The following is an 18,727-nucleotide window of genomic DNA, read 5'->3' on the forward strand; positions in this document are numbered from 1 at the left end:
CCATGACGCTCACCACGCCGGAGAAGACCGCCACGGCCGGCGCCGCAACCGTCGAATTCCGAGGCATGCGCCGCACGTTCGGCGCGACCGTCGCCCTCGACGGCCTCGACCTGACCGCGCGGCCCGGGGAACTCCTTGCCCTGCTCGGCCCGTCCGGCTGCGGCAAGACCACCGCACTGCGCGTGCTCGCCGGGTTCGAGCATCCGGACTCCGGCGAGGTCCTCGTCGACGGCGAGGACGTGACCCGGGTGCCGGCCCACCGCCGCGACGCCGGGATGGTCTTCCAGTCGTACAGCCTCTTCCCGCACCTCAGCGCAGTCGACAACGTCGCGTTCGGGATGCGCATGCGCAGGGTGCGAACGGCCGAACGGCGCGCCCGCGCCTCCGAGCTGCTGGAACTGGTCGGCCTCGGGGACACGGGTGAACGCTTCCCGCACCAGCTCTCCGGCGGGCAGCAGCAGCGCGTCGCGCTGGCCCGCGCGCTCGCGCTGCGCCCGCGGGTCCTGCTGCTCGACGAACCGCTGTCCGCGCTCGACGCCAAGGTACGGCTGACACTCCGCGAGGAGATCCGCCGCCTGCAGCAGGAACTCGCCATCACCACACTCTTTGTGACGCATGATCAGGAAGAGGCGCTCTCGATGGCCGACCGGGTCGCCGTGATGCGCGCGGGGCGGCTGGAGCAGTGCGCGGCCCCCGCCGAGCTGTACACGCGGCCCGCCACTGCGTTCGTCGCCGAGTTCGTCGGCACCATGAGCCGGATCCCGGGCGTCCTCGACGCCGCACGTACGACGGTGGCAGTCCTGGGACGACGGCTGCCCGTCGATGGCGAGCCGGGCGACGTCGACACCGTGGACGTGCTCGTACGCCCCGAGGCCGTCCGGCTCACCGCGGACGACACCGGCGACGCCCGGGTCGTCGCGACCGCCTTCCTCGGCGCCGTCACCCGCCTGACCGTCCGCCTCGCCGAAGGCACCGAGGTCAAGGCCGACCTGCGGACGCACGAGGCGGCGGTACTCGGCGCGGGCACCGCCGTGACCGTGACCCTCCCGGACCGTCCGGTACTGGTCGCAGCACGCCGCAGCTGAGCCCCGGCGCCACGCCGCATCCGAACGCCCGCCGGACGACTGCGGACGTACTGCCGTGCAGCACGTCGACACCCGCAGTACGTCGCCCCGCCGAAAGAGACCTCCGTGACGCACCCCCGCACCACTCCCGGCCGGCCTCCCCTGCTGAAGGCCGTGCTCTTCGACATGGACGGCACCCTCGTGGACACCGAGCAGCTGTGGTGGGTGGCCGTCGAGGAGGTGGCAGCCGGGCTGGGATACGCGCTCACGCAAGCCGACCAGCCCGACGTGCTGGGCCGCCCCGTGGAGCACACGGCGAAGGCGCTGAGCCGGGCCGCCGGCGCGCCGGTCGGCGCGGTCGCCGCCGAGCTCCACCGGGAGTTCGCGGCCCGGGTACGCGCCGACGTCGTACCGCGCCCCGGCGCAGTCGAACTGCTCGTGGCGCTGCGCAGCAAGGGCGTTCCGACCGCCCTGGTCACGGCTTCGCCGCGGCACGTCGCCGACATCGTCGTGAAGGCCCTGGAGTCGCTGGGCGCGGGCCGGTTCACCACCACGGTCACCGCCGACGACACGCTCCGCACGAAACCCGACCCCGACCCGTATCTCGCCGCCTGCCAGGCCCTGGGGGTGGCTCCGGCCACCTGCGTGGCCGTGGAGGACACGCCTACGGGTGTCGCCTCGGCAGAGGCGGCGGGCTGCCACGTCCTCGCGGTCCCGTCCGTCGCACCGATCGAACCGGCGGCCCGGCGCACGGTTCTCGGAAGTCTGGAAGAGGCGTCCCTGGGTCTGCTGAATGCGCTGGTGCGCGCCGGGGTACCGGGGCCGGGTGCACTCAGCGAGCCGACGCGGGCACAGTAGGCGCGCGCATCGGGCGGCCCGATGCCGGTTCCGACCCCACGCCACCCGCCGGCCGCGACGGGGCGCGAGCATCGGTGACAGAGAGCGTGCCGGACGCCGCGACTGCCTGCGGGCAGCTCACTCGGGCCTCGGAAGCAGCTGTCCACCGCGGAGATCCCGTCGTGGACGGGCGACACAGGATGATGATGTGCGACACCGGCGACGCGGCGCTGCTCGCCACCGAGCTCACCGCCCCCCTGCCCGGGCGAGGTCTGTCACGGGGCGGGGCGCGGCGGGCGTTCGAAGAAGGTTTCCAGGACGACCGTGGCCTGGGTGCCGCACACGCCGTCGATCGCGTAGAGGCGCCGGAGCGCGTCCTGGAGCCTTTCGGTGGTCGTCGTACGCACCTTGACGAGCACCGAGGCGCTGCCGGCGATGATGTGCGCCTCCTCGATCTCGGGGACGGCGGCGAACTCCTCGGCCGAATCTCCCATCCAGGCGGAGGACTCGACCATCACGAATGCGAGCACGCCGAGCCCAAGACCCTTCGGGTCGAGCTCCACCGTCGTTCGGCGGACGATGCCGCGCTCCCGCAGCTTGCGCACTCGCTCATGGGTGGCCGCGGCGGAGAGTCCCACGGCTCTGCCCAGTGCGGCATACGCCTGCCCGGCGTCTCGCTGAAGCAGCGTCAGCAGCTCACGGTCGGTGTCGTCCAGATTTTCGGTCGCCATGGTGGGACCATACCTCGTTCTGTCATACTCCTGAATGTCGGAAGAACATTCGGCCCTTGACGACTTGGTATTGATGATGTCTGGCGAAATCGAGTTCGGACTGTACGAGATACTGGACAACCGCTTCCGTCGGTGCACCTACGGTGACTCGCGGCTGGAGCAGCTGTACGGAGACTGCCGCTGGGCCGAGGGGCCCCTCTACGTACCCGCCTGGCGCCAGCTCGTCTGGAGCGACATCCCCAACGACCGGATGCTGCGCTGGGATGAGGCCACCGGCACGGTCGGTGTGTTCCGCTCACCGGCCGGGCACAGCAACGGCAATACGCTCGACCGCGAGGGCCGCCTGATCAGCTGCGAGCAGGGCAACCGACGCGTCACCCGCACCGAGCACGACGGCACGATCACCGTCCTCGCCGACCGCCACCAGGGCAGGCGACTCAACTCCCCCAACGACGCGGTCGTCCGCTCCGACGGCTCGATCTGGTTCTCCGACCCGGACTTCGGCATCACCAGCGACTACGAGGGCCACCGGGCCGAGAGCGAGGTCGGCGCCTGCAACGTCTACCGGATCGACCGGGACAGCGGCGAAGTACATCTCGCCGCCGACGGCTTCGCCGGACCCAACGGACTCGTCCTCTCCCACGACGAGCAGCGGCTCTACGTGTCCGACACCCGGGCCGGGCACATCCGCGTCTTCAACATCCGCGAGGACGGCACCCTCGGCGACGGCAGGATCTTCACCAAGGCCACCGACAGCCGCTTCGACAACATCCGCTTCGACAGTGACGGCCGGCTCTGGGCGGCCGCCTTCGGCGACGGCGTGCACTGCTACGCCCCGGACGGCACCCTCATCGGCCGCCTCCTCATCCCCGAGCCCGTCTCCAACATCACCTTCGGCGGCCCGAAGAACAACCGCCTCTTCATCACCGCCACGACATCCCTCTACTCCCTGGTGACGTCGGTGACGGGAACCCACCGCGTCCGCCGTCGCCCGTGACGGCGATGAACCTTTTGTCGGCAGGGAGCCGTCGTGCCTGAACCACTGCCCGCAGACATCCAGCGGGAGATCGCCCGCAGCCTCCGGGTGTCCCCCGTCCTCAGCGCCGAGCAGGAGGCCGAACGCCGGGTGGCGTTCCTGGCCGACCAGATGCGGTCCGCCGGCGCGCGCAACCTGGTGCTCGGCGTCAGCGGCGGCATCGACTCCACGACAACCGGGCGGCTGTGCAGGCTCGCGGTCGACCGGCTGCGCACCGCAGGGTACGAGGCGACGTTCTGCGCGATGCGGCTGCCCTACGGGGTGCAGGCGGACGAGGTGGACGCCCGGCTGGCGCTCGCGTTCATCCGGCCGGACCAGGTCCTGACGGTCGACATCAGGCCCGCGACCGACGCCGCGCTCGACGCCCTGGCGGCCGCCGGTCTGGCCTTCGACGACAGCGCCCACGAGGACTTCACCCGTGGCAACGTCAAGGCCCGGCAGCGGATGGTGGCCCAGTACGCGGTGGCGGGCGCGTCCGGCGGGCTGGTGGTCGGCACCGACCACGCTGCGGAGGCGCTCTGCGGGTTCTTCACCAAGTACGGCGACGGCGCGGCCGACATCATGCCCTTGGCCGGACTGACCAAGCGTCAGGTACGTGCTATGGCATCAGCGTTGGGCGCACCCCCGGCGCTCGTCCAGAAGGTGCCCACCGCCGACCTCGAGTCGCTCGTACCCTGCCGGCCCGACGAGGAGGCTCTGGGGGTCGGTTACGACGCGCTGGACGACTTCCTCGAGGTGAGGCCGGTGAGCGAGGAGGTGTTCCGCACGGTGCTCGGCCACCACCGGCGGACCGAGCACAAGCGCCGGCCACCGGTCACCCCTTCGTAGCAGCTCCGGACAGACTCGGCCGGACGGCCCCTGAGTTGTCCGGCCGGTCTTCGCGGATCAGGCCGTGGCACGGTCTCCGCCGCGGTGCAGCGCCGACGATCTCGGGAACGACAGGAGTGCTCTGCCGCGTATGGGTCCGGGGCCTGCGGTGCCGGCACACACGGGATCCGGAGTGCGCTTGCCCCACGTGTGCATCTGAGGCAGACCGGGCCCGGGCTCTCCAGCAAGGTGGACGAGCATTCAGGGCGCTCCTCGACGACGAGATGCCCGGTCTCGGAGCCGATCGGCGCCCGGAGTTCACCGACCGGCTCCGGGTCACGCCGGTGCACCTGCGTCCGGGTTCGCCGCTTGCGGCACCGAGCCGGCTGCAGAGGCGATGGACCGCTCGGAGGATCGTGGCGAGCTTGCGCGCGGCCGGGGCGCGTATTTGCTCACCTCCTGCTGAGCTTGATGCGCTCGGCCAGGTCGCCGACCTCACTTCCGAGCTTCTGCACGGGGTCGGTGAGGGAGGTGAGGGCGGATTCGATCTCGGCCACTGCGGCTGCCTGGCCGTTCATGGCGGCCGCGTGCTCCAGTTGTGCCCACACGGCGGCTTCGGCCACCAGGGCGTTGCGCTGGGGGCTGGCGACCGGGTGCTGCGAAGCTTTGGCTAGCAGTTCGCGTGCCTGGCGGCCCGGGGCGCTGTCGGTCATGGCTGGAATCTTCCCAGCGACCCCAAGGCGACCGGCGGGTTTCGGAGGGTAATTGTCAAGAAGTCGGTGCCCCGGCTCTGTTGTCGAGGTCACCAGCGTGTTCGAAGGGTTGCGAGCTGCTGTCGGTTTGCTGCATCGAAGTGAGTTGTAGCGAGCGGGAGTGAGTCCTGTGGGTGGGTTTGTGGGGGGTGGGAACGGGGGTTCTTGGGCCGAATGGGTGACCTTGGCGGTTGTCGCTCGTTGGGCTGGGTGGCAGGGGGCGGCCTTGAGGGCGGGGTGATGTGGTGGGTGGTTTACGGAAGCTGGCGGCGTTCTTCGTGGCGCCTGGGCCGTGCGGGGTGGCGGTCCGGGACCGTCTCAAGCACCTGAGCGCCCGGGACGAGAGGGTGTTGCGTGCGGTCGGTGCGCATCAGGGGGCGCTGGCGTCCGGTGATCTCAAGGCCCGCTGTGCGGAGGGTCTCGAGCACGGTGCGGACACCTGGGCGGCGCGTAAGCGGGAGCTGACGGCACTGTCGTCGTCGCGGATCGCGGGTGCGATCACCAAGGCCACGCACGAACAGTGGGCGCTGGCTCGCGGTTGCCAGGTGGCGCACATCCAGAACCTGGCAGCCGGGATCAAGACGCTGCGCACCTGGCCAACGCCCGGCACGGCCGGTACATCCTCAGCGCTCGCATCGGGTTCGCGCACCGGGGTGCCGAGTGGGCCGACCGCATCGCCGCCAACCGGGCCGTGGCCTACCGCATCCACCTCGACGTGGAGCGCGGACGCTGGTACCTCACCGCGTCCTGGCAACGCCCGGTCGTGCAGACCATCCCGTTGGAGACCGCCCGCGCCCGGGGCATGATCGGCGTCGACACCAACGCCGACCACTTCGCCGCCTACCGCCTCGATCGGCACGGCAACCCGATCGGTGACCCGCACCGCTTCGGCTACGACCTGTCCGGGACCGCCGATCACCGCGACGCACAGATCCGCCACGCCCTGACCCGCCTGATCAACTGGGCGGTGCGGGCCGGTGTCGCGGCGATCGGGATCGAAGACCTGGACTTCACGGCTGAGAAGACCCGCGAGAAGCACGGCCGCCGCAAGCGATTCCGGCAGCTCATCTCCGGCATGCCGACCGGGAAGCTGAAGGCCCGGCTGGTGTCGATGGCCGCCGAGCACGGCCTGAGCGTGGTCGCGGTCGACCCCGCCTACACCAGCCTGTGGGGTGCCCAGCACTGGCAGAAACCACTGACCACCCCACACCGCACCATGTCCCGTCACGATGCCGCCGGTATCGCGATCGGGAGACGCGCCCTCGGCCACCCGGTCCGGCGTCGGACGGCACCGCCCCCACACGACCGGAGTGATCGTGCGGGGCATCGGACCGCCCAGGCCAAACCAGGTGACCGGGGGCGTGAGGGAACCCGCCCACCCACCACGGACCGGCCCCCCAAAGGGCCGTCGCCGAGCGGGAAGCGAAAGCGGGAACCCAGCGCATCCAAAACCGTTCGGGATGCGCCCAGTACGCAACAGTGGGTCCAAGACTCACTCATGCGCACTGGTTAGGAACGGTCCCAGTTCTCGCTTGTCCCAGGACCGCACCGGGTCTCCCCTGTCGCCAGATCTCGCTTCGGCCGTGAGCCTGTCTTGTTCGTTGCCCAGCCCTGCCAATCTTGCCGAATCTGAAATATTGCCGCATCGGCAAATTTTGCTACAGTGGCTGACATGGCACAGGGAGACGATGGCCGGCTCGGGCTGCGAGAGCGCAAGAAGCGCGAGACCCGTGTCGCGCTGAGCCAGGCCACGATCCGCCTGTGCGTCGAGCGCGGGTGGGACAACGTGACGGTGGAGGACATCGCCACCGCAGCGAACGTGTCCGTGCGCACCTTCCGCAACTACTTCTCCAGCAAGGCCGAAGCGATCGCCGCCGGCCATGTGGAGCGCATGCTGCGGATCGCCGACGAGGTGCGCTCCCGGCCGGCGACCGAGCCCTTGTGGGATTCAATCGTCCAGGCCGTGCAGACCCAGTTCGCTCCGGGCGACACCACCGGCGGGGAGTCGGCGCACGATCAACGCTGGAGGGACGGGCTACGGCTCATGCTGGCCGAGCCGGCACTGCAGGGTGAGGTCGTCAAGGCGAACGCGGCCGCGCAGGACGAACTGGCCGAGGCCATCGCCGAACGCACCGGCACCGATACGACACATGACGTATATCCGAAGCTGGTCGCCGCGGTGGTCAGCGCAGGCAGTGCGGTGGCTGTGGAGCACTGTCTGCGGGCCGATGCGCCGACCCCTGTCGTACCGGTGCTGATCGAGGTGTTCGACCAGCTCGCCGCGGGACTTCCCATCCCGTAGGGATCCCGCCGGACCGACGCCGTCGATCCCACCCGGCCGCAGGCGGGCCGGTTCGTCCTGCCCATGTCCGCCTGAACGAACCAGCACAGAGGGGAACATGCCGTGATTGCCGATGTCGTCATCGCCGGAGGCGGCCCCAACGGGCTGATGCTCGCCTGCGAACTGAGCCTGGCCGGTATCAGGCCGATCGTGCTGGAACGCCTGCCGGAGCCGAGCGAGGAACCGAAGGCCAACGGCCTGCTCGGGCAGGTGGTCAGAATGGTCGACCACCGCGGGCTGTACGAGCGCCTCAGCGGCACCCCGGGGCCGCCGCGGCCGAACTCCGCCTACTTCATGTTCGCCGCGATGAACATGGACCTGAGCCTGCTGCAGGACAGCCCGCTGTACGGCCTTCCCGTGCCGCAGCGCCGCATCGTGCAGGTCCTGGAGGAGCGCGCCGGAGAACTCGGCGTGGACATCCGGCGCGGGCACCGGGTCGTCGGCGTGTCGCAGGACGACGACGCAGTCACCGTCGACGTCGCCGGTTCCGACGAGGAATACCGGCTGCAGGCCCGGTATCTCGTCGGCGCAGACGGGGCGCACAGCGCCACGCGCAAGCTGTCCGGGATCGGTTTCCCCGGCGTCAGCTACGACCGGAAGACCACTCGGACGGCGCACGTCACGGTCCCGGCCGCATGCGTGGACCCCGCAACCGGCGCTCTGGACGTGCCCGGACACGGAGCCATCCTGCCGTTCCTGCCTCACCGCAGCGAGCACGGCGGGTTCGCCTACGCACCGTTCCCCGGCCACCCGCCCCTGATCAGCACCACGGAATGGGACCAGCCCGGGACCGACGAGCCCATGAGCCTCGACGAGTTGCGGGCAAGCATCAGCCGCGTACTCGGGGCCGACGTGCCGCTCGGCCCGCCCACGGGCGAAGGGCCGCACGTACTGCGCCGGTTGACCGGTGGCAACACCCGCGTTGCCGAGAAGTTCCGGGACCGCCGGGTGTTCCTGATCGGCGATGCGGCCCACGTCTACGCCGCAGGCGGCGGCCCCGGGCTCAACCTCGGTCTGCAGGACGCGGTCAACCTCGGCTGGAAACTCGCCGCGCGGCTACGAGGCGGCGCCCCGCCCGGGCTGCTCGACAGCTACGAGGCCGAGCGCCGCCAGGCCGAGCGCCGCATGGTCATGAACGCGCAGGCGCAGTCGGCGCTGATCGCCCCCGGCAGCGATGTCACCGCGCTGCGCGAGCTGTTCACCGAGTTGCTCGGCCACCGGGACACCGTGCAGCACCTGGCCGACCTCACCGCGGGCGCCGACGTCCGCTACGACATGGGCATCCCCGATGCGCACCCTGCTGTCGGCCGGTTCGTACCGGACGCGGAACTGCACACCCCCACCGGGACGGTCCGACTGGCGGAACTCACCCGCACCGGCCGGCCGCTGCTCCTCGACCTGACGGCAGATGCATCGGTCGCCAGGGCTCTGGAAGGCCGAGGTGATCAGATGGATATCGTCACTGCGCAGCCTCGGCCCACCGCACCCGCAGCCGCCTCTCTGCTGCTTCGCCCCGACTGCTATGTGGCGTGGGCATCGGACTCGCCCCGCCCGGACTCCGCCGAACTCGACGCGCTCCGGACCGCCGCAGACCGGTGGTTCGGCTCCGAGCCCGCCCTCGGTGCGGCAGAGACCCCCCGGAACGACGTGAAGCCCGTTGAACCCATGGCTTGACACGCGTAGGGCAACAGCAGCCGGGACAGGCCGCAGCAGGACGGAGTTGCTGTCGCGGGACCGCTGGCGACCGATCTCCAGTAGGGGTGCCACAGCATCATCCGGGCCGACGACGGCCGGACGCACCGTCAGGGTCCGGCCGTCGTCGTGGACGGGTCAGTTTCCGGTGGTCAGCACCATGCGGAACCGTGCCTCACCCGCGAGCATCTTCTTGAAGGCCGGGTCGGCCTGCTCCAGGTCGACTTCCTCGATCCACGGGCGTACACCGCTCTGTGCGGCGAAGCGCAGGGTGTGCTCGGTGTCGACGGCCGTACCCGAGAGGTGGCCGTAGACCTTCCGTGCTCCCGACAGGATCTGCATCGCTGTCAGTGGCAGCGGGTCGCCCACAGCACCGATGATGATGAGTTCTCCACGCCGCCCCAGACCGTCGAAGGTGGCGGCCATGGCCTCGCCGTTGGTGACCGTGGCCAGCACGACCTTGGCGCCGCCCAGCTTCTGGAGTGCCTCGGCGACGTTCTCGGCGGTGCTGTCGATGTAGTGCTTCGCGCCCAGGTCGGCGGCGAGCTTGCTCTTCTCGGCACCTCGGGCGATCGCCACGGTGTTGAAGCCCATGGCGGCGGCAAACTGCACACCGAGGTGCCCCAGACCACCCACGCCGAGGATGGCGACGGTGTCCCCGGGACGGGCCGCACTGCGGCGCAGGGCATTGAAAACGGTGACGCCGGCGCAGGCCAGCGGCGCGGCCTGGCTTGCGCTCAGTTCGTCCGGAATCCTCGCCAGCGCGACAGCGGGAACGACGACGGAATCGGCATAGCCACCCGGGTAGGCACCTCCGGGAACCTGGAGCTCGGGACAGGCGACGCCGTCACCTTCGCGGCAGGCTTCGCAGTGGCCGCAGCTTCCGCCGTACCAGCCCACGGCCACACGGTTACCTGTCTGCCATCCTTCAACGCCTTCGCCGAGGGTGTCGATGCGGCCGGCGATCTCGTGACCGGGAGTGAGCGGAAAGGCCAGGCCCGGCAGCAGTCCGGCAGTGAACATGTTGTCGGAGTGGCAGATGCCGCACGCTTCTACCGTGATCCTTACCTGACCCGGACCGGGCTCACGCGGTTCGGTCCGGGCCTCGACGAAGTCTCCGCCGGGCTCGGTGACCTGCATGGTCCGACTGGTGGAAGTAGTCATGTCGCATGTCCTTGCGTGAGGGGTGCACGGCCGGGCCCTCCGGAGCCTGACGGCCGGCGGGCGCGATCACTGCCCGCGTCCGCATGCTCCAGTGTCACCGGACGGAGTGTCAGTGCGCCGATACCGCGCCGGACTGCCTTTCGGGCGTGGTGCGGAGTCAGGGGGCGACGGCGCCGGCGGCTTGCTCCGCAGAGCGGCGGATGCCGTCGCCTGCAGGGAGCAGCACATTCAGGAGCCCGCCTCAGCCGTCCAGCGCCGGGCCGTCGGCAATCCACCGCCCGGGCTGCTCCACACGGGTGAGGGCGCACTCAAGAGCGATGAGCCACCGCCCCCGCTGTCCTTCCTTGGCACGGAAGGCGACGGTGAGCAGGTCATGGCCGACGCCCACGGCGAGAGGGGAGAGATGCGGCGCCATCGCCGAATCGAGGAACCGGGGTGGTGCCCGGCGGTTGCTGCTGGTGAGCGGCTGACGAAGAGACCGCCCTCCTGTCATGGGTGCGAAGGCCCAGCAGCACCGGTGTCGCGGACGTCCACTCCGTGGATTTCCTGGCCGGTGACCGCCGGCGGCGCGTCGCGCGGAGCCGGAAGTACCCGTCCCAGGCGGGCGAGCGGTGACAGGGCCATCAGCACCGGGGACAGCATCATGCCCGCGGCCGTCACCAGGAGGCTGGTGCGCAGCCCCCACGCATCCGCGAGACAGCCGCCGAGCAGAGAGCCGACCGGGGTCAGCCCCATGCCGACGAATGTGATCGTCGCGGCCACGCGGCCTTGCATCCCGTGCGGGGTGACGGCCTGCCGTACGGCCATGACCGTGACGTTGACCAGTTGGCCGAAGGCCCCGAACACGAAGTTGACCGCCAGGAGCACCGGGATCGTCACCGTGGAGGGGCCGTGCAGCGCGGGCACACACAGCATCACGCCGTCGCCGAGTGCCGCCGCGGACACGAGCACCGCACCGTATCCGAACCGGCTCGGGAGACGGGCGGCCAGCAGCGAGCCCAGGAGCGCGCCGGGTCCCGTGGCCGCGAGCGCCAGCCCGACGGCCGTGCCCGACAGGTGCAGTTCCCGCGGCAGGAAGAGCAGATAGACGGTCATCATGGCCGCGAAGGAGAACTGGAAGGCGGCCGAGGCGGCGCCCACGGTCCGCAGCGAGGTGTCGCCGACGACAAAGCGCAGGCCCTCATGGATGCGCCGCCAGACCCGAGGGGGACGTTGCAGGCGCTCCGGGATCGGTTCGCGGCGGTGGATCCGCCGGATGGACAGGAACGACAGCATGAAGAACGCGGCGCTGGATGCGACGCCGATCGGCGCGGACAACAGGGACACCGTCGCGCCGCCCAGGGCGGGCCCGCCGATCTGGGCCGCGGACCGGCTGCCCTCGAGCGCGCTGTTGCCCCGCATCAGCTGATCGCGTCCCACCAGCCGTACGAGGGAAGTCTGGTACGCCACGTCGAAGAACACGGACAGGGCTCCGACCGCGAAGGCGACCACGAACAGCGCCGGGAGGCCGAGTCCGCCGAGGAGGCCGGCCACGGCGGCGCCGCCCAGCGCCAGGGCCCGGCCCGCGTCCGTCAGAACCATGACCGTGCGGGTCCGCCATCTGTCCACCCAGGCACCGGCGAAGAGGGCGAGCAACAGGATCGGCGCCTGTCCCACCGCGCGGAGGACGCCCAGTTGTCCGGCGTCGGCGTTGAGCGTCACGACGGCGATCAGCGGCAGGACCACCAGGCTCGTATGTTCGCCGAGTTGGGAGGCCGACTGGCCCACCCACAGTCTGCGGAAGTCGCTGTCGCGCCACAGGCTCGGCGCAGCAGGTCGACCGGAATCGGATACAGGAGAGAAAGCCGACGGCACAGGACCCCTCGGATTGCCGAAGACGAGGCCCACCGACCGGCGCACGACGGGTGCACCGACGGTTCAGGCAGGGGAAGGCTCGCTGTGCCGCGCATCAAGGGCAGCACGCGATGACGGGCCGCTCACGGCCTACAACGTCAACGCGCGCTCGGACGACCGGGCATGTCTCGGCTCCTCGTGGGTCATTCGCTGCCCCGACCCTAGCTCTCTGCGCCCCGGCACGTGACGGATTCGAGAAACCGGGACCGACGGCTCGGCCCGCCCGGTCCCTCGTCCCCGCTGGTGCGGGCCCGAGAACCCGGTCGCACGACAGACCCGGCGCGCTGCTGGTGGACGGCGCATCCGGAGATTCGTTGGGTGTACGGCCGGGTGGGCCGCCGGGGCGAGGACCGGACCCGACGGCACGTCGGGGTCACGGCGCCCTGGCCTGCGTGGCCGGCCCTGCATCGTCCGAGGCAAGGTCCAGGTCCAGGTCCAGGTCAGAACCTCGCGCGGGCCGATGGCGGGAGTTGGTGCGACGCTTGGATGTGAGGCCGGCAGGGAGCGGGGCGGTGCCGTTCCGCCGTGGCTGATTACGGTCCGGTTCGCCCCTGCCGCCCGGGGAACGAGTCGAGTCTCGGCCGACCCGGGCGCGGCGTTGGGCCTGGTGGTCGTCGTACCAGCCGGAGGGCAACGCGGCCGCCGGAGTTCACGGCGCCCCGAGAACCGTGGGAGGACAGCCTATGAAATGCCCGACGAGATGTGGCACGACCAAGACCTCGTCCGTGTTGCTCGTCGTGGCTGCTCTGGCCGGCGGACTACTGGCAGGCGCCGGTTCCGGTGCAGCGGCAGAGGGGCCCTCCCTTCGGCGCGCCACGGTTGCCGCGTGCACGAACGACCAGCTCGTGGCGGCCGGCGCGCAGCGGACGGGGTCGAGCGAGGTGCGGGTCACTGTCATCAACGAGAGTTCGACGCCATGTGTGCTGACGGGTTATCCCGGTGTGGCTCTCGCGGGCCTGGGCTCGCCCGACAGGAACAAGCCGCTCGGTGCCGTCCACCGGGGAACGGCGGGGCCGGTGCAGCTACCGGTCGGCGGCCGGGCCTCGGCAGAGCTCACCTTCACGCCGGTACTCGGTGAGGCGGGTGGGTACTGCGTCTCCGGCGCCCCGCCGTCCGTCGCGCCCTCGATCGTGCTGTTCGTCGCGGGCGGCGGGTACCAGCTGGGTCCGGACGATGGCGGTGACTTCGCGCTCTGCGGCAACACCGTCCAGGTGACCGCCTTCCGCGCCGCCGGCTCCTGACGCCGTTGCCGCGACCCGCGCCGGCGCCGGCTCACACGGACGGCAGGTCCGGCTCGGCCGGCGGTCCCCGTGCGCCGTTCCAGAGGTCGTCCTCCGGAACGGCGCACAGGGGATTCTCCGTGTACGGCGGACCGGGGTCCGCACCCACCCGGCGTGGTCAGTTCCCGGCGATGCGTTCGGGCATCCGCCCGGGCGCCAGGAAGCCGGGGTCCGAGGCCTCGACGACCGAGCGCAGGGCCGGCACCTGTGCCGCGCCATGCAGCAGGGGTACGTCGTGTGCGTCCCAGGCACGCATGCACTCCTCCAGCACGCCCGCGTACAGGCCTGCGATGTTCCAGCGCAGACCCTCGGGCAGGCGCACCGGCTCGTCGGGGAAGCGGTGCGTCTCCGTGAGGTCCAGGGTGTCGGGCCCGACGCGGCCGGCCATGACGCGTCCGCTGGATGCGCCCAGGTCGACCGCGGCGTAGGCCTTGTCGTGCTCGCTCATCGCAGGAACGCCGCCGCCACGCCCGCGTCGACCGGAATGTGCAGCCCGGTGGTGTGGGTCAGGTCGCCGCCGGTGAGGGCGAAGACAGCGTTGGCGACGTGCTCCGGCAGTACCTCGCGCTTGAGGAGGGTGCGCTGGACGTAGAACTCGCCGAGCTTCTCCCCCTCCACGCCGTACACGGCCGCGCGCCGGGCACCCCGGCCGGCGGCGAAGATGCCCGAGCCGCGTACGACACCGTCCGGGTTGACGCCGTTGACACGGACGCCGTGCCCGCCTAGTTCGGCGGCGAGCAGACGGACCTGATGGGCCTGGTCGGCCTTGGTCGCGGAGTAGGCGATGTTGTTCGGGCCGGCGAACACGGCGTTCTTGGAGGCGATGTAGACGATGTCGCCGCCCAGGCCCTGGGTCCGCATCGACGAGTACCGAGCCCGGCACGACGCCGTGTGGCCCGGGATGCGTGACGCACTCTCGGCCACCGGCTGGCACAACTACTCCCTCTTCCTGCGCGACGACGGCCTGCTCGTCGGCTATCTGGAGGACTTCGCGACGGCTCGGGCCGCCATGGAGACCACCGAGGTCAACGCTCGCTGGCAGGCCGAGATGGCGCCGTTCTTCGAGTCCCTGGACGGCGCACGACCCGACGAGGCCATGAGGCCCCTCACCGAGGTCTTCCATCTCGCCTGACCGCATACGGGGGGCGCCTCCTGGTGTCGCGGCGCCGTCGGCCTCGGCGGCCGGCGCCGCGACACCGGGGAGGCCAGTGCCGATCTGTGGACGCGGGACGGCCGCAGGTAGCCTGAACAGCAATGTCACCCTGCCTACCCTGGAGGTTTCCGTCCGATGACCCGGTCGGTGGGTATCAAGGACATCGCGCACGCCGCGAATGTCTCCGTGGGCACGGTCTCGAACGTGATCAACCGCCCGGACAGCGTCTCGCCCCGGACCCGGGCCCGCGTCCAGGCCGAGATCGACCGTCTCGGCTACGTGCGCAGCGAGTCGGCCCGGCAGTTGCGCGCCGGCCGCAGCCGCATGATGGGCCTGCTCGTCCTCGACATGGGAAACCCCTTCTTCGTCGAGATCGCCCGCGGAGCGCAGCGGGCGGCCCGTGCCGCCGGGCTCGGCGTCATGGTCTGCAACAGCGCCCAGGACCCGGCCGAGGAGGCCGAGTACCTCTCCCTCTTCGCCGAACAGCGCGTACGCGGTGTCCTGTTGACCCCGGCCGACGCCACCGGGCGGACCATCGCGGGCTTCCGGCGACACAACATCCCGTTCGTCCTCGTCGACCGGGTGGCCGAGGGACACACCGAGTGTTCGGTCTCCGTTGACGACGTGGCCGGCGGTGCCCTCGCCGTCCGCCATCTCGTCGAAGCAGGTCACCGCTCCATCGCCTACGTCAGCGGCCCGCCCGGACTCAACCAGGTGCATGACCGCCGTACCGGCGCGCTGAACGCCCTCGCCGAGGCCGGACTGCCGTCCGAGACTCTGCGCGAACTGCCCACCGAGCACCTCGACGTCGCCGCGGGGCGCGATGCCGGCGCTCGTCTGCTCGGTCTGTCCGACCGCCCCACCGCCGTCTTCTGCGCCAACGACCTGCTGGCCCTGGGTGTGCTCCAGGCCCTCTTCGCGGCCGGTGTGCGTGTTCCTGAGGACATGGCGATCGTCGGCTACGACGACATCGAGTTCGCCGCCGCTGCGGCCGTCCCCCTGACCTCCGTACGCCAGCCGGCGTTCACCATGGGCACGATGGCCGCCGAACTCCTCCTGGAGGAGACCGAGGCACCGGAGGACTCCGGCCACCGACACCGTCGCGTCATCCTGCAGCCGGAATTGGTGGTGCGGCACTCCAGCCTCGGATCGCGCTGAGCCGGGGAGCGCCGTGGGGTGGACACGCAGGAGGTCGTCGCTCGTGCCGTGGCGTCGTACTGTCATGCGCGGAGCTTCGCGCGGACGTGCATGCGCTCGCCCTGTCTCCCGAAGAGGCTGAGAACCTCGACCGGTCGCCTGTCCGCGCTCGTGAACCAGTCGGGCAGGCGGGTGTCGGACTCTGCAGCCTCGCCGGGACCGAGGACCAGATCGTGGTCCGCAAGGACGAGCCGCAGCCGGCCGTCCAGCACAGTCGTTCGTACAGTGGCGCGCTCCACCTTGACGCCATACACCACGCCAGCTCCACGGTGTGTGGGTCGAAGGCGGACGGGATGGGAGTCGGGGTGAGTGGTGGGTGGGCGTGATCGTTGACGCACCCAGGGCAACCCGCCAGGATGCCCGTCATGATGCAGCTCAGCGCCCAGGCCACCCACGGCGGTCAAGTGTTCCTGTTGATCTGGGGGGTGGGCGCGCTGGTCATGGGGTCGACATTCGCCTCGAAGAAGGGGTCCTGCTGGATTCGCAAATTGATCGTGTCCGGGCTCGAGGGAAGACCCATGGAGCAGGCCCGCGCGCAGAACTTTGGCGGCCTGCGAATGATAGCCACCATGCTTGCCGTAGCAGGTCTGATCGGAATCGGGGCGGCCGTCGTCCTGCTGATGCGAGGCTAAGGGCTGTCCCGTAACCCCTGGCGGGCGCACGACGACAGCTACGGCACCTCGCCGCGTTGTCGGAACGCCCGAATACACCCCGAATGAGGACGCCCCTCCGCCTTGCGATGCACCGCACCTGACGCCGCGCGCTGATCCACCAGGGATTACGGGACAGCCCTTAGTGATCTGGTTGTGAGTTCGTTGGGCACCACGTGAGTCGCTTTCCGCACCAATTCACGGGTTCGGCTGACGGGTGCCGACTGGCTTCGGTCTGCTGTCGGTTGTGGGTGACAGCAGGCTGGAGCCGCATAAGCCAAACTCTGGCGGGCGCGACGCCTCGTTTGGAGCAGGCAGGCATCGGCACCAGCATCCACTACCCCATCCCACTCCACCGCTCCCCCGCCTACGCCACCGCGGTCAACCTGCCGCACAGCGACGACGTCGCCGACCAGGTGCTGTCCCTACCGGTCCGCCCCCACTCGACCGCAGCCGGGCGTCAGGCGTGCCTCTGCGAGCAGGATTTGGGTCTGTCGCCGGTAGCCTCACGCCTCGCACAGCCCCGCCGCCTGCTGCTGGCCGCAGTCCTCGCACGGCAGCACCTGCCGGACCGCGTCGGCGGCCGCCGCGGTTTGACGCTCGCGCTCCGCCCGGGCCTCGGCTTCCGCGCGGGCGGCTGTGCCGGTGGAGATTCTGTTCTCCGGTCCACGCCGCCGATTCCGTGAGTCCGCATCAGCGACGTGGCCCGAACACGTCCCGCACACCACGGGGAAGGTCGCCGAACGGTGGCGAGCCCTCCCCCGAATCCGACGCTTCACGCAGGATGCATGCCGCTGCCCCAGCGGCGAAACGTGCTGGTCTCTGCCCGGCGGTCCGCACAGGCGAATCACCGGCCCGGGCCGCCTCGGCCGCCACCATGAACGGCGGACTGCCTCTCCGTCAGGCCGTGGTGTCGCGGGCGTTGTCCGTTGTCACGCCGAGGACGACAGGCCCACCAGAAACGTCGGGAAGCAGGTGTGTGGTGGAACGTGGATCCTCCCGGTCCGCCGGACCCAGAATGATGGGTTCGCCGTCTTCGCCGGTACCACGACGGAGAGGCCGAGGACCACTCGTCAGGGATCGGGCCGCCCACAGCCGGCGAGGTCGTCCGGCATCGCCTGGTGAGGACGCCTCCCCGGCCCGGGACCGGAATGGGAACGGGAACGGGCGGTGCGCGGTGGAGGCCGAAGCCGTGGGGCGCGGCGGGGCGTCCGGCGACGCGGACTGGCTCGTCAACACGTAGACGAGCGCGGCGAGGACGGCCTCGTCATCGGCGGTTGCCCTCTCACCGGTCTGCGGGTGCACCTCAGCCGCCGGCGGCAAAGACTGTGCACTCCCCCGCAATGCAGCCGGAAGAGCCCATCCCTGGCGGCTGCCGTCCTTGGCCGGGCCGAGGGCGAACGGGCCTCCCGCATACCCCTCGTCCGCCGGGAGCGCGAGGGCATCTCGGCGCTTCTGGATGTGCTCGAACTGGCGAATGATGTCTGCCACTTGATCGGGGTCCTTGACGGAACCGGTCGCGAGCCGGTGCTTCGCCTCCAGAAGTTCGCGGTGCATCGCGCCGTACGTGCTGCCCAGCTTGATGGATTCGTCACCACGATCGCTCAGGCCGGCAGCATGGGGGGCGAAAATCGTCAACGCGGCGAGGCCCGACAGTACAGAAATGATGACTTGCGCGGTGAGCTGCGAAGATTCAGCGATGACCGGCCAGACCAGAAGACCTGTGATGAGGCTCAATACCGCTGCGGCGAGAGCGTAAAGGCGGACTTTCCGTACCAGGCGGGCAGCTTCCCTCGGCATTCTTCTTGCCCAGTAGCCGGAATTTTCGATGCTTTCCTCAAGTCGTTGCGACAGTACTGTGTCAACCGGGCGCTTCGGCTCTCTGATAATCCTGGACAGCAGCTTCATGGCACTCCTCACAATCGAGGGAAGTCCGTGAACAGTGACATCCTCGACGTGCCCTTCCCGACACCGACGCACATATTGTCGGTTTACTAACCCGCACGGAGCAACGCAACCATTCGGCTGATGCGTCGGTGATCACTCCGCTTGCCATCCGGCGCGCGACCCGTCCCATCCCGCCGCACAGCCCCGCCGCAGCTTCGTCCGGCTCTGCGCCGGGTTTCGGGT

Annotated in this window: 16 protein-coding genes and 5 pseudogenes; 12 read left to right on the forward strand and 9 right to left on the reverse strand. The window is 70.4% G+C overall.

What is annotated here, in order from left to right:
• Nucleotides 1-2: 2 nt before the first annotated feature.
• Both OG878_RS01780 and OG878_RS01785 read left to right on the forward strand, forming a co-directional pair.
• Nucleotides 3-1,085, forward strand: a complete 1,083-nt coding sequence (locus tag OG878_RS01780; RefSeq protein ID WP_328885076.1) for an ABC transporter ATP-binding protein — start codon at nt 3-5, stop codon at nt 1,083-1,085.
• A 105-nt stretch (nt 1,086-1,190) separates the two neighbouring features.
• Nucleotides 1,191-1,868: pseudogene (locus OG878_RS01785) on the forward strand (HAD family hydrolase); the annotation flags it as partial.
• 308 nt (nt 1,869-2,176) lie between these two features.
• Here the strand turns inward: OG878_RS01785 and OG878_RS01790 are convergent.
• A complete protein-coding gene (locus tag OG878_RS01790) occupies nt 2,177-2,617 on the reverse strand; it encodes an Lrp/AsnC family transcriptional regulator (protein WP_328891101.1) in 441 nt (146 codons plus the stop codon).
• Between the two features lie 91 nt (nt 2,618-2,708).
• On the opposite strand from OG878_RS01790, the gene OG878_RS01795 reads away from it, so the two are divergent.
• Entirely contained in the window at nt 2,709-3,629 is a 921-nt protein-coding gene (locus tag OG878_RS01795) for an SMP-30/gluconolactonase/LRE family protein (RefSeq protein WP_328885077.1), read from the forward strand.
• Between the two features lie 33 nt (nt 3,630-3,662).
• A complete protein-coding gene (gene nadE, locus OG878_RS01800) occupies nt 3,663-4,496 on the forward strand; it encodes an ammonia-dependent NAD(+) synthetase (RefSeq protein WP_328885078.1) in 834 nt (277 codons plus the stop codon).
• Between the two features lie 431 nt (nt 4,497-4,927).
• Here nadE and OG878_RS01805 read toward each other — a convergent pair whose 3' ends face one another.
• On the reverse strand, nt 4,928-5,188 hold the full coding sequence (locus OG878_RS01805) for a hypothetical protein (protein ID WP_328885079.1): 261 nt from the start codon (nt 5,186-5,188) through the stop codon (nt 4,928-4,930).
• Between the two features lie 284 nt (nt 5,189-5,472).
• Here OG878_RS01805 and OG878_RS01810 point away from each other — a divergent pair.
• From OG878_RS01810 to OG878_RS01820, 3 genes and pseudogenes are all read left to right on the forward strand, one after another.
• Nucleotides 5,473-6,740, forward strand: a pseudogene (locus OG878_RS01810) (IS200/IS605 family accessory protein TnpB-related protein).
• A gap of 159 nt (nt 6,741-6,899) precedes the next feature.
• A complete protein-coding gene (locus OG878_RS01815; protein ID WP_328885080.1) occupies nt 6,900-7,529 on the forward strand; it encodes an acyl-CoA-like ligand-binding transcription factor in 630 nt (209 codons plus the stop codon).
• 102 nt (nt 7,530-7,631) lie between these two features.
• Nucleotides 7,632-9,242, forward strand: coding sequence for an FAD-dependent monooxygenase (locus OG878_RS01820; protein WP_328885081.1), 1,611 nt, complete (start codon nt 7,632-7,634; stop codon nt 9,240-9,242).
• Nucleotides 9,243-9,398: 156 nt separating this feature from the next.
• On the opposite strand, the gene OG878_RS01825 is transcribed toward OG878_RS01820, so the two are convergent.
• From OG878_RS01825 to OG878_RS01835, 3 genes are all read right to left on the reverse strand, one after another.
• Nucleotides 9,399-10,424, reverse strand: a complete 1,026-nt coding sequence (locus OG878_RS01825) for an alcohol dehydrogenase catalytic domain-containing protein (RefSeq protein WP_328885082.1) — start codon at nt 10,422-10,424, stop codon at nt 9,399-9,401.
• 241 nt (nt 10,425-10,665) lie between these two features.
• Nucleotides 10,666-10,839 (reverse strand): hypothetical protein, encoded by a 174-nt coding sequence (locus OG878_RS01830; RefSeq protein WP_328885083.1) that lies wholly within the window; start codon nt 10,837-10,839, stop codon nt 10,666-10,668.
• Between the two features lie 74 nt (nt 10,840-10,913).
• Entirely contained in the window at nt 10,914-12,278 is a 1,365-nt protein-coding gene (locus OG878_RS01835) for an MFS transporter (RefSeq protein ID WP_328885084.1), read from the reverse strand.
• A 764-nt stretch (nt 12,279-13,042) separates the two neighbouring features.
• Here OG878_RS01835 and OG878_RS01840 point away from each other — a divergent pair.
• Nucleotides 13,043-13,558: a DUF4232 domain-containing protein gene (locus OG878_RS01840; RefSeq protein ID WP_328885085.1), complete on the forward strand. Its 516-nt coding sequence runs from the start codon at nt 13,043-13,045 to the stop codon at nt 13,556-13,558.
• Between the two features lie 301 nt (nt 13,559-13,859).
• On the opposite strand, the pseudogene OG878_RS01845 reads toward OG878_RS01840, so the two are convergent.
• Together OG878_RS01845 and OG878_RS01850 are read right to left on the reverse strand one after the other, a co-directional pair.
• Nucleotides 13,860-14,045, reverse strand: a pseudogene (locus OG878_RS01845) (rhamnulokinase); the annotation flags it as partial.
• A pseudogene (locus tag OG878_RS01850) lies at nt 14,042-14,458 on the reverse strand (SDR family oxidoreductase); the annotation flags it as partial. The pseudogenes OG878_RS01845 and OG878_RS01850, both read right to left, overlap by 4 nt.
• Between OG878_RS01850 and OG878_RS01855 the strand changes: the two are divergent.
• Both OG878_RS01855 and OG878_RS01860 read left to right on the forward strand, forming a co-directional pair.
• Nucleotides 14,430-14,729, forward strand: coding sequence for an L-rhamnose mutarotase (locus OG878_RS01855; protein WP_328885086.1), 300 nt, complete (start codon nt 14,430-14,432; stop codon nt 14,727-14,729). The pseudogene OG878_RS01850 and the gene OG878_RS01855 overlap by 29 nt on opposite strands.
• Before the next feature lie 156 nt (nt 14,730-14,885).
• A complete protein-coding gene (locus OG878_RS01860) occupies nt 14,886-15,908 on the forward strand; it encodes a LacI family DNA-binding transcriptional regulator (RefSeq protein WP_328885087.1) in 1,023 nt (340 codons plus the stop codon).
• 62 nt (nt 15,909-15,970) lie between these two features.
• Here OG878_RS01860 and OG878_RS01865 read toward each other — a convergent pair.
• Nucleotides 15,971-16,159, reverse strand: a pseudogene (locus OG878_RS01865) (XRE family transcriptional regulator); the annotation flags it as partial.
• A 153-nt stretch (nt 16,160-16,312) separates the two neighbouring features.
• On the opposite strand from OG878_RS01865, the gene OG878_RS01870 reads away from it, so the two are divergent.
• Nucleotides 16,313-16,579, forward strand: a complete 267-nt coding sequence (locus tag OG878_RS01870; protein WP_328885088.1) for a hypothetical protein — start codon at nt 16,313-16,315, stop codon at nt 16,577-16,579.
• A 323-nt stretch (nt 16,580-16,902) separates the two neighbouring features.
• Nucleotides 16,903-17,283: a DegT/DnrJ/EryC1/StrS family aminotransferase gene (locus OG878_RS01875; RefSeq protein WP_328885089.1), complete on the forward strand. Its 381-nt coding sequence runs from the start codon at nt 16,903-16,905 to the stop codon at nt 17,281-17,283.
• A 214-nt stretch (nt 17,284-17,497) separates the two neighbouring features.
• On the opposite strand, the gene OG878_RS01880 is transcribed toward OG878_RS01875, so the two are convergent.
• Nucleotides 17,498-18,505 carry a hypothetical protein gene (locus OG878_RS01880; protein ID WP_328885090.1) on the reverse strand — a complete coding sequence of 336 codons (1,008 nt, stop codon included), beginning with the start codon at nt 18,503-18,505 and terminating at the stop codon, nt 17,498-17,500.
• Between the last annotated feature and the right edge of the window lie 222 nt (nt 18,506-18,727).

This window comes from Streptomyces sp. NBC_00316, assembly GCF_036158715.1.
In the GTDB taxonomy this organism is placed as follows: Bacteria; Actinomycetota; Actinomycetes; order Streptomycetales; family Streptomycetaceae; genus Streptomyces.

Coding starts and splice junctions, on each gene's coding strand:
- OG878_RS01780 (WP_328885076.1), top strand. CDS start 3: ATGACGCTCACCACGCCGGAGAAGACCGCCACGGCCGGCGCCGCAACC.
- OG878_RS01795 (WP_328885077.1), top strand. CDS start 2,709: ATGTCTGGCGAAATCGAGTTCGGACTGTACGAGATACTGGACAACCGC.
- OG878_RS01805 (WP_328885079.1), bottom strand. CDS start 5,188: ATGACCGACAGCGCCCCGGGCCGCCAGGCACGCGAACTGCTAGCCAAA.
- OG878_RS01815 (WP_328885080.1), top strand. CDS start 6,900: ATGGCACAGGGAGACGATGGCCGGCTCGGGCTGCGAGAGCGCAAGAAG.
- OG878_RS01825 (WP_328885082.1), bottom strand. CDS start 10,424: ATGACTACTTCCACCAGTCGGACCATGCAGGTCACCGAGCCCGGCGGA.
- OG878_RS01830 (WP_328885083.1), bottom strand. CDS start 10,839: ATGGCGCCGCATCTCTCCCCTCTCGCCGTGGGCGTCGGCCATGACCTG.
- OG878_RS01855 (WP_328885086.1), top strand. CDS start 14,430: ATGTCGCCGCCCAGGCCCTGGGTCCGCATCGACGAGTACCGAGCCCGG.
- OG878_RS01860 (WP_328885087.1), top strand. CDS start 14,886: ATGACCCGGTCGGTGGGTATCAAGGACATCGCGCACGCCGCGAATGTC.
- OG878_RS01870 (WP_328885088.1), top strand. CDS start 16,313: ATGATGCAGCTCAGCGCCCAGGCCACCCACGGCGGTCAAGTGTTCCTG.
- OG878_RS01880 (WP_328885090.1), bottom strand. CDS start 18,505: ATGAAGCTGCTGTCCAGGATTATCAGAGAGCCGAAGCGCCCGGTTGAC.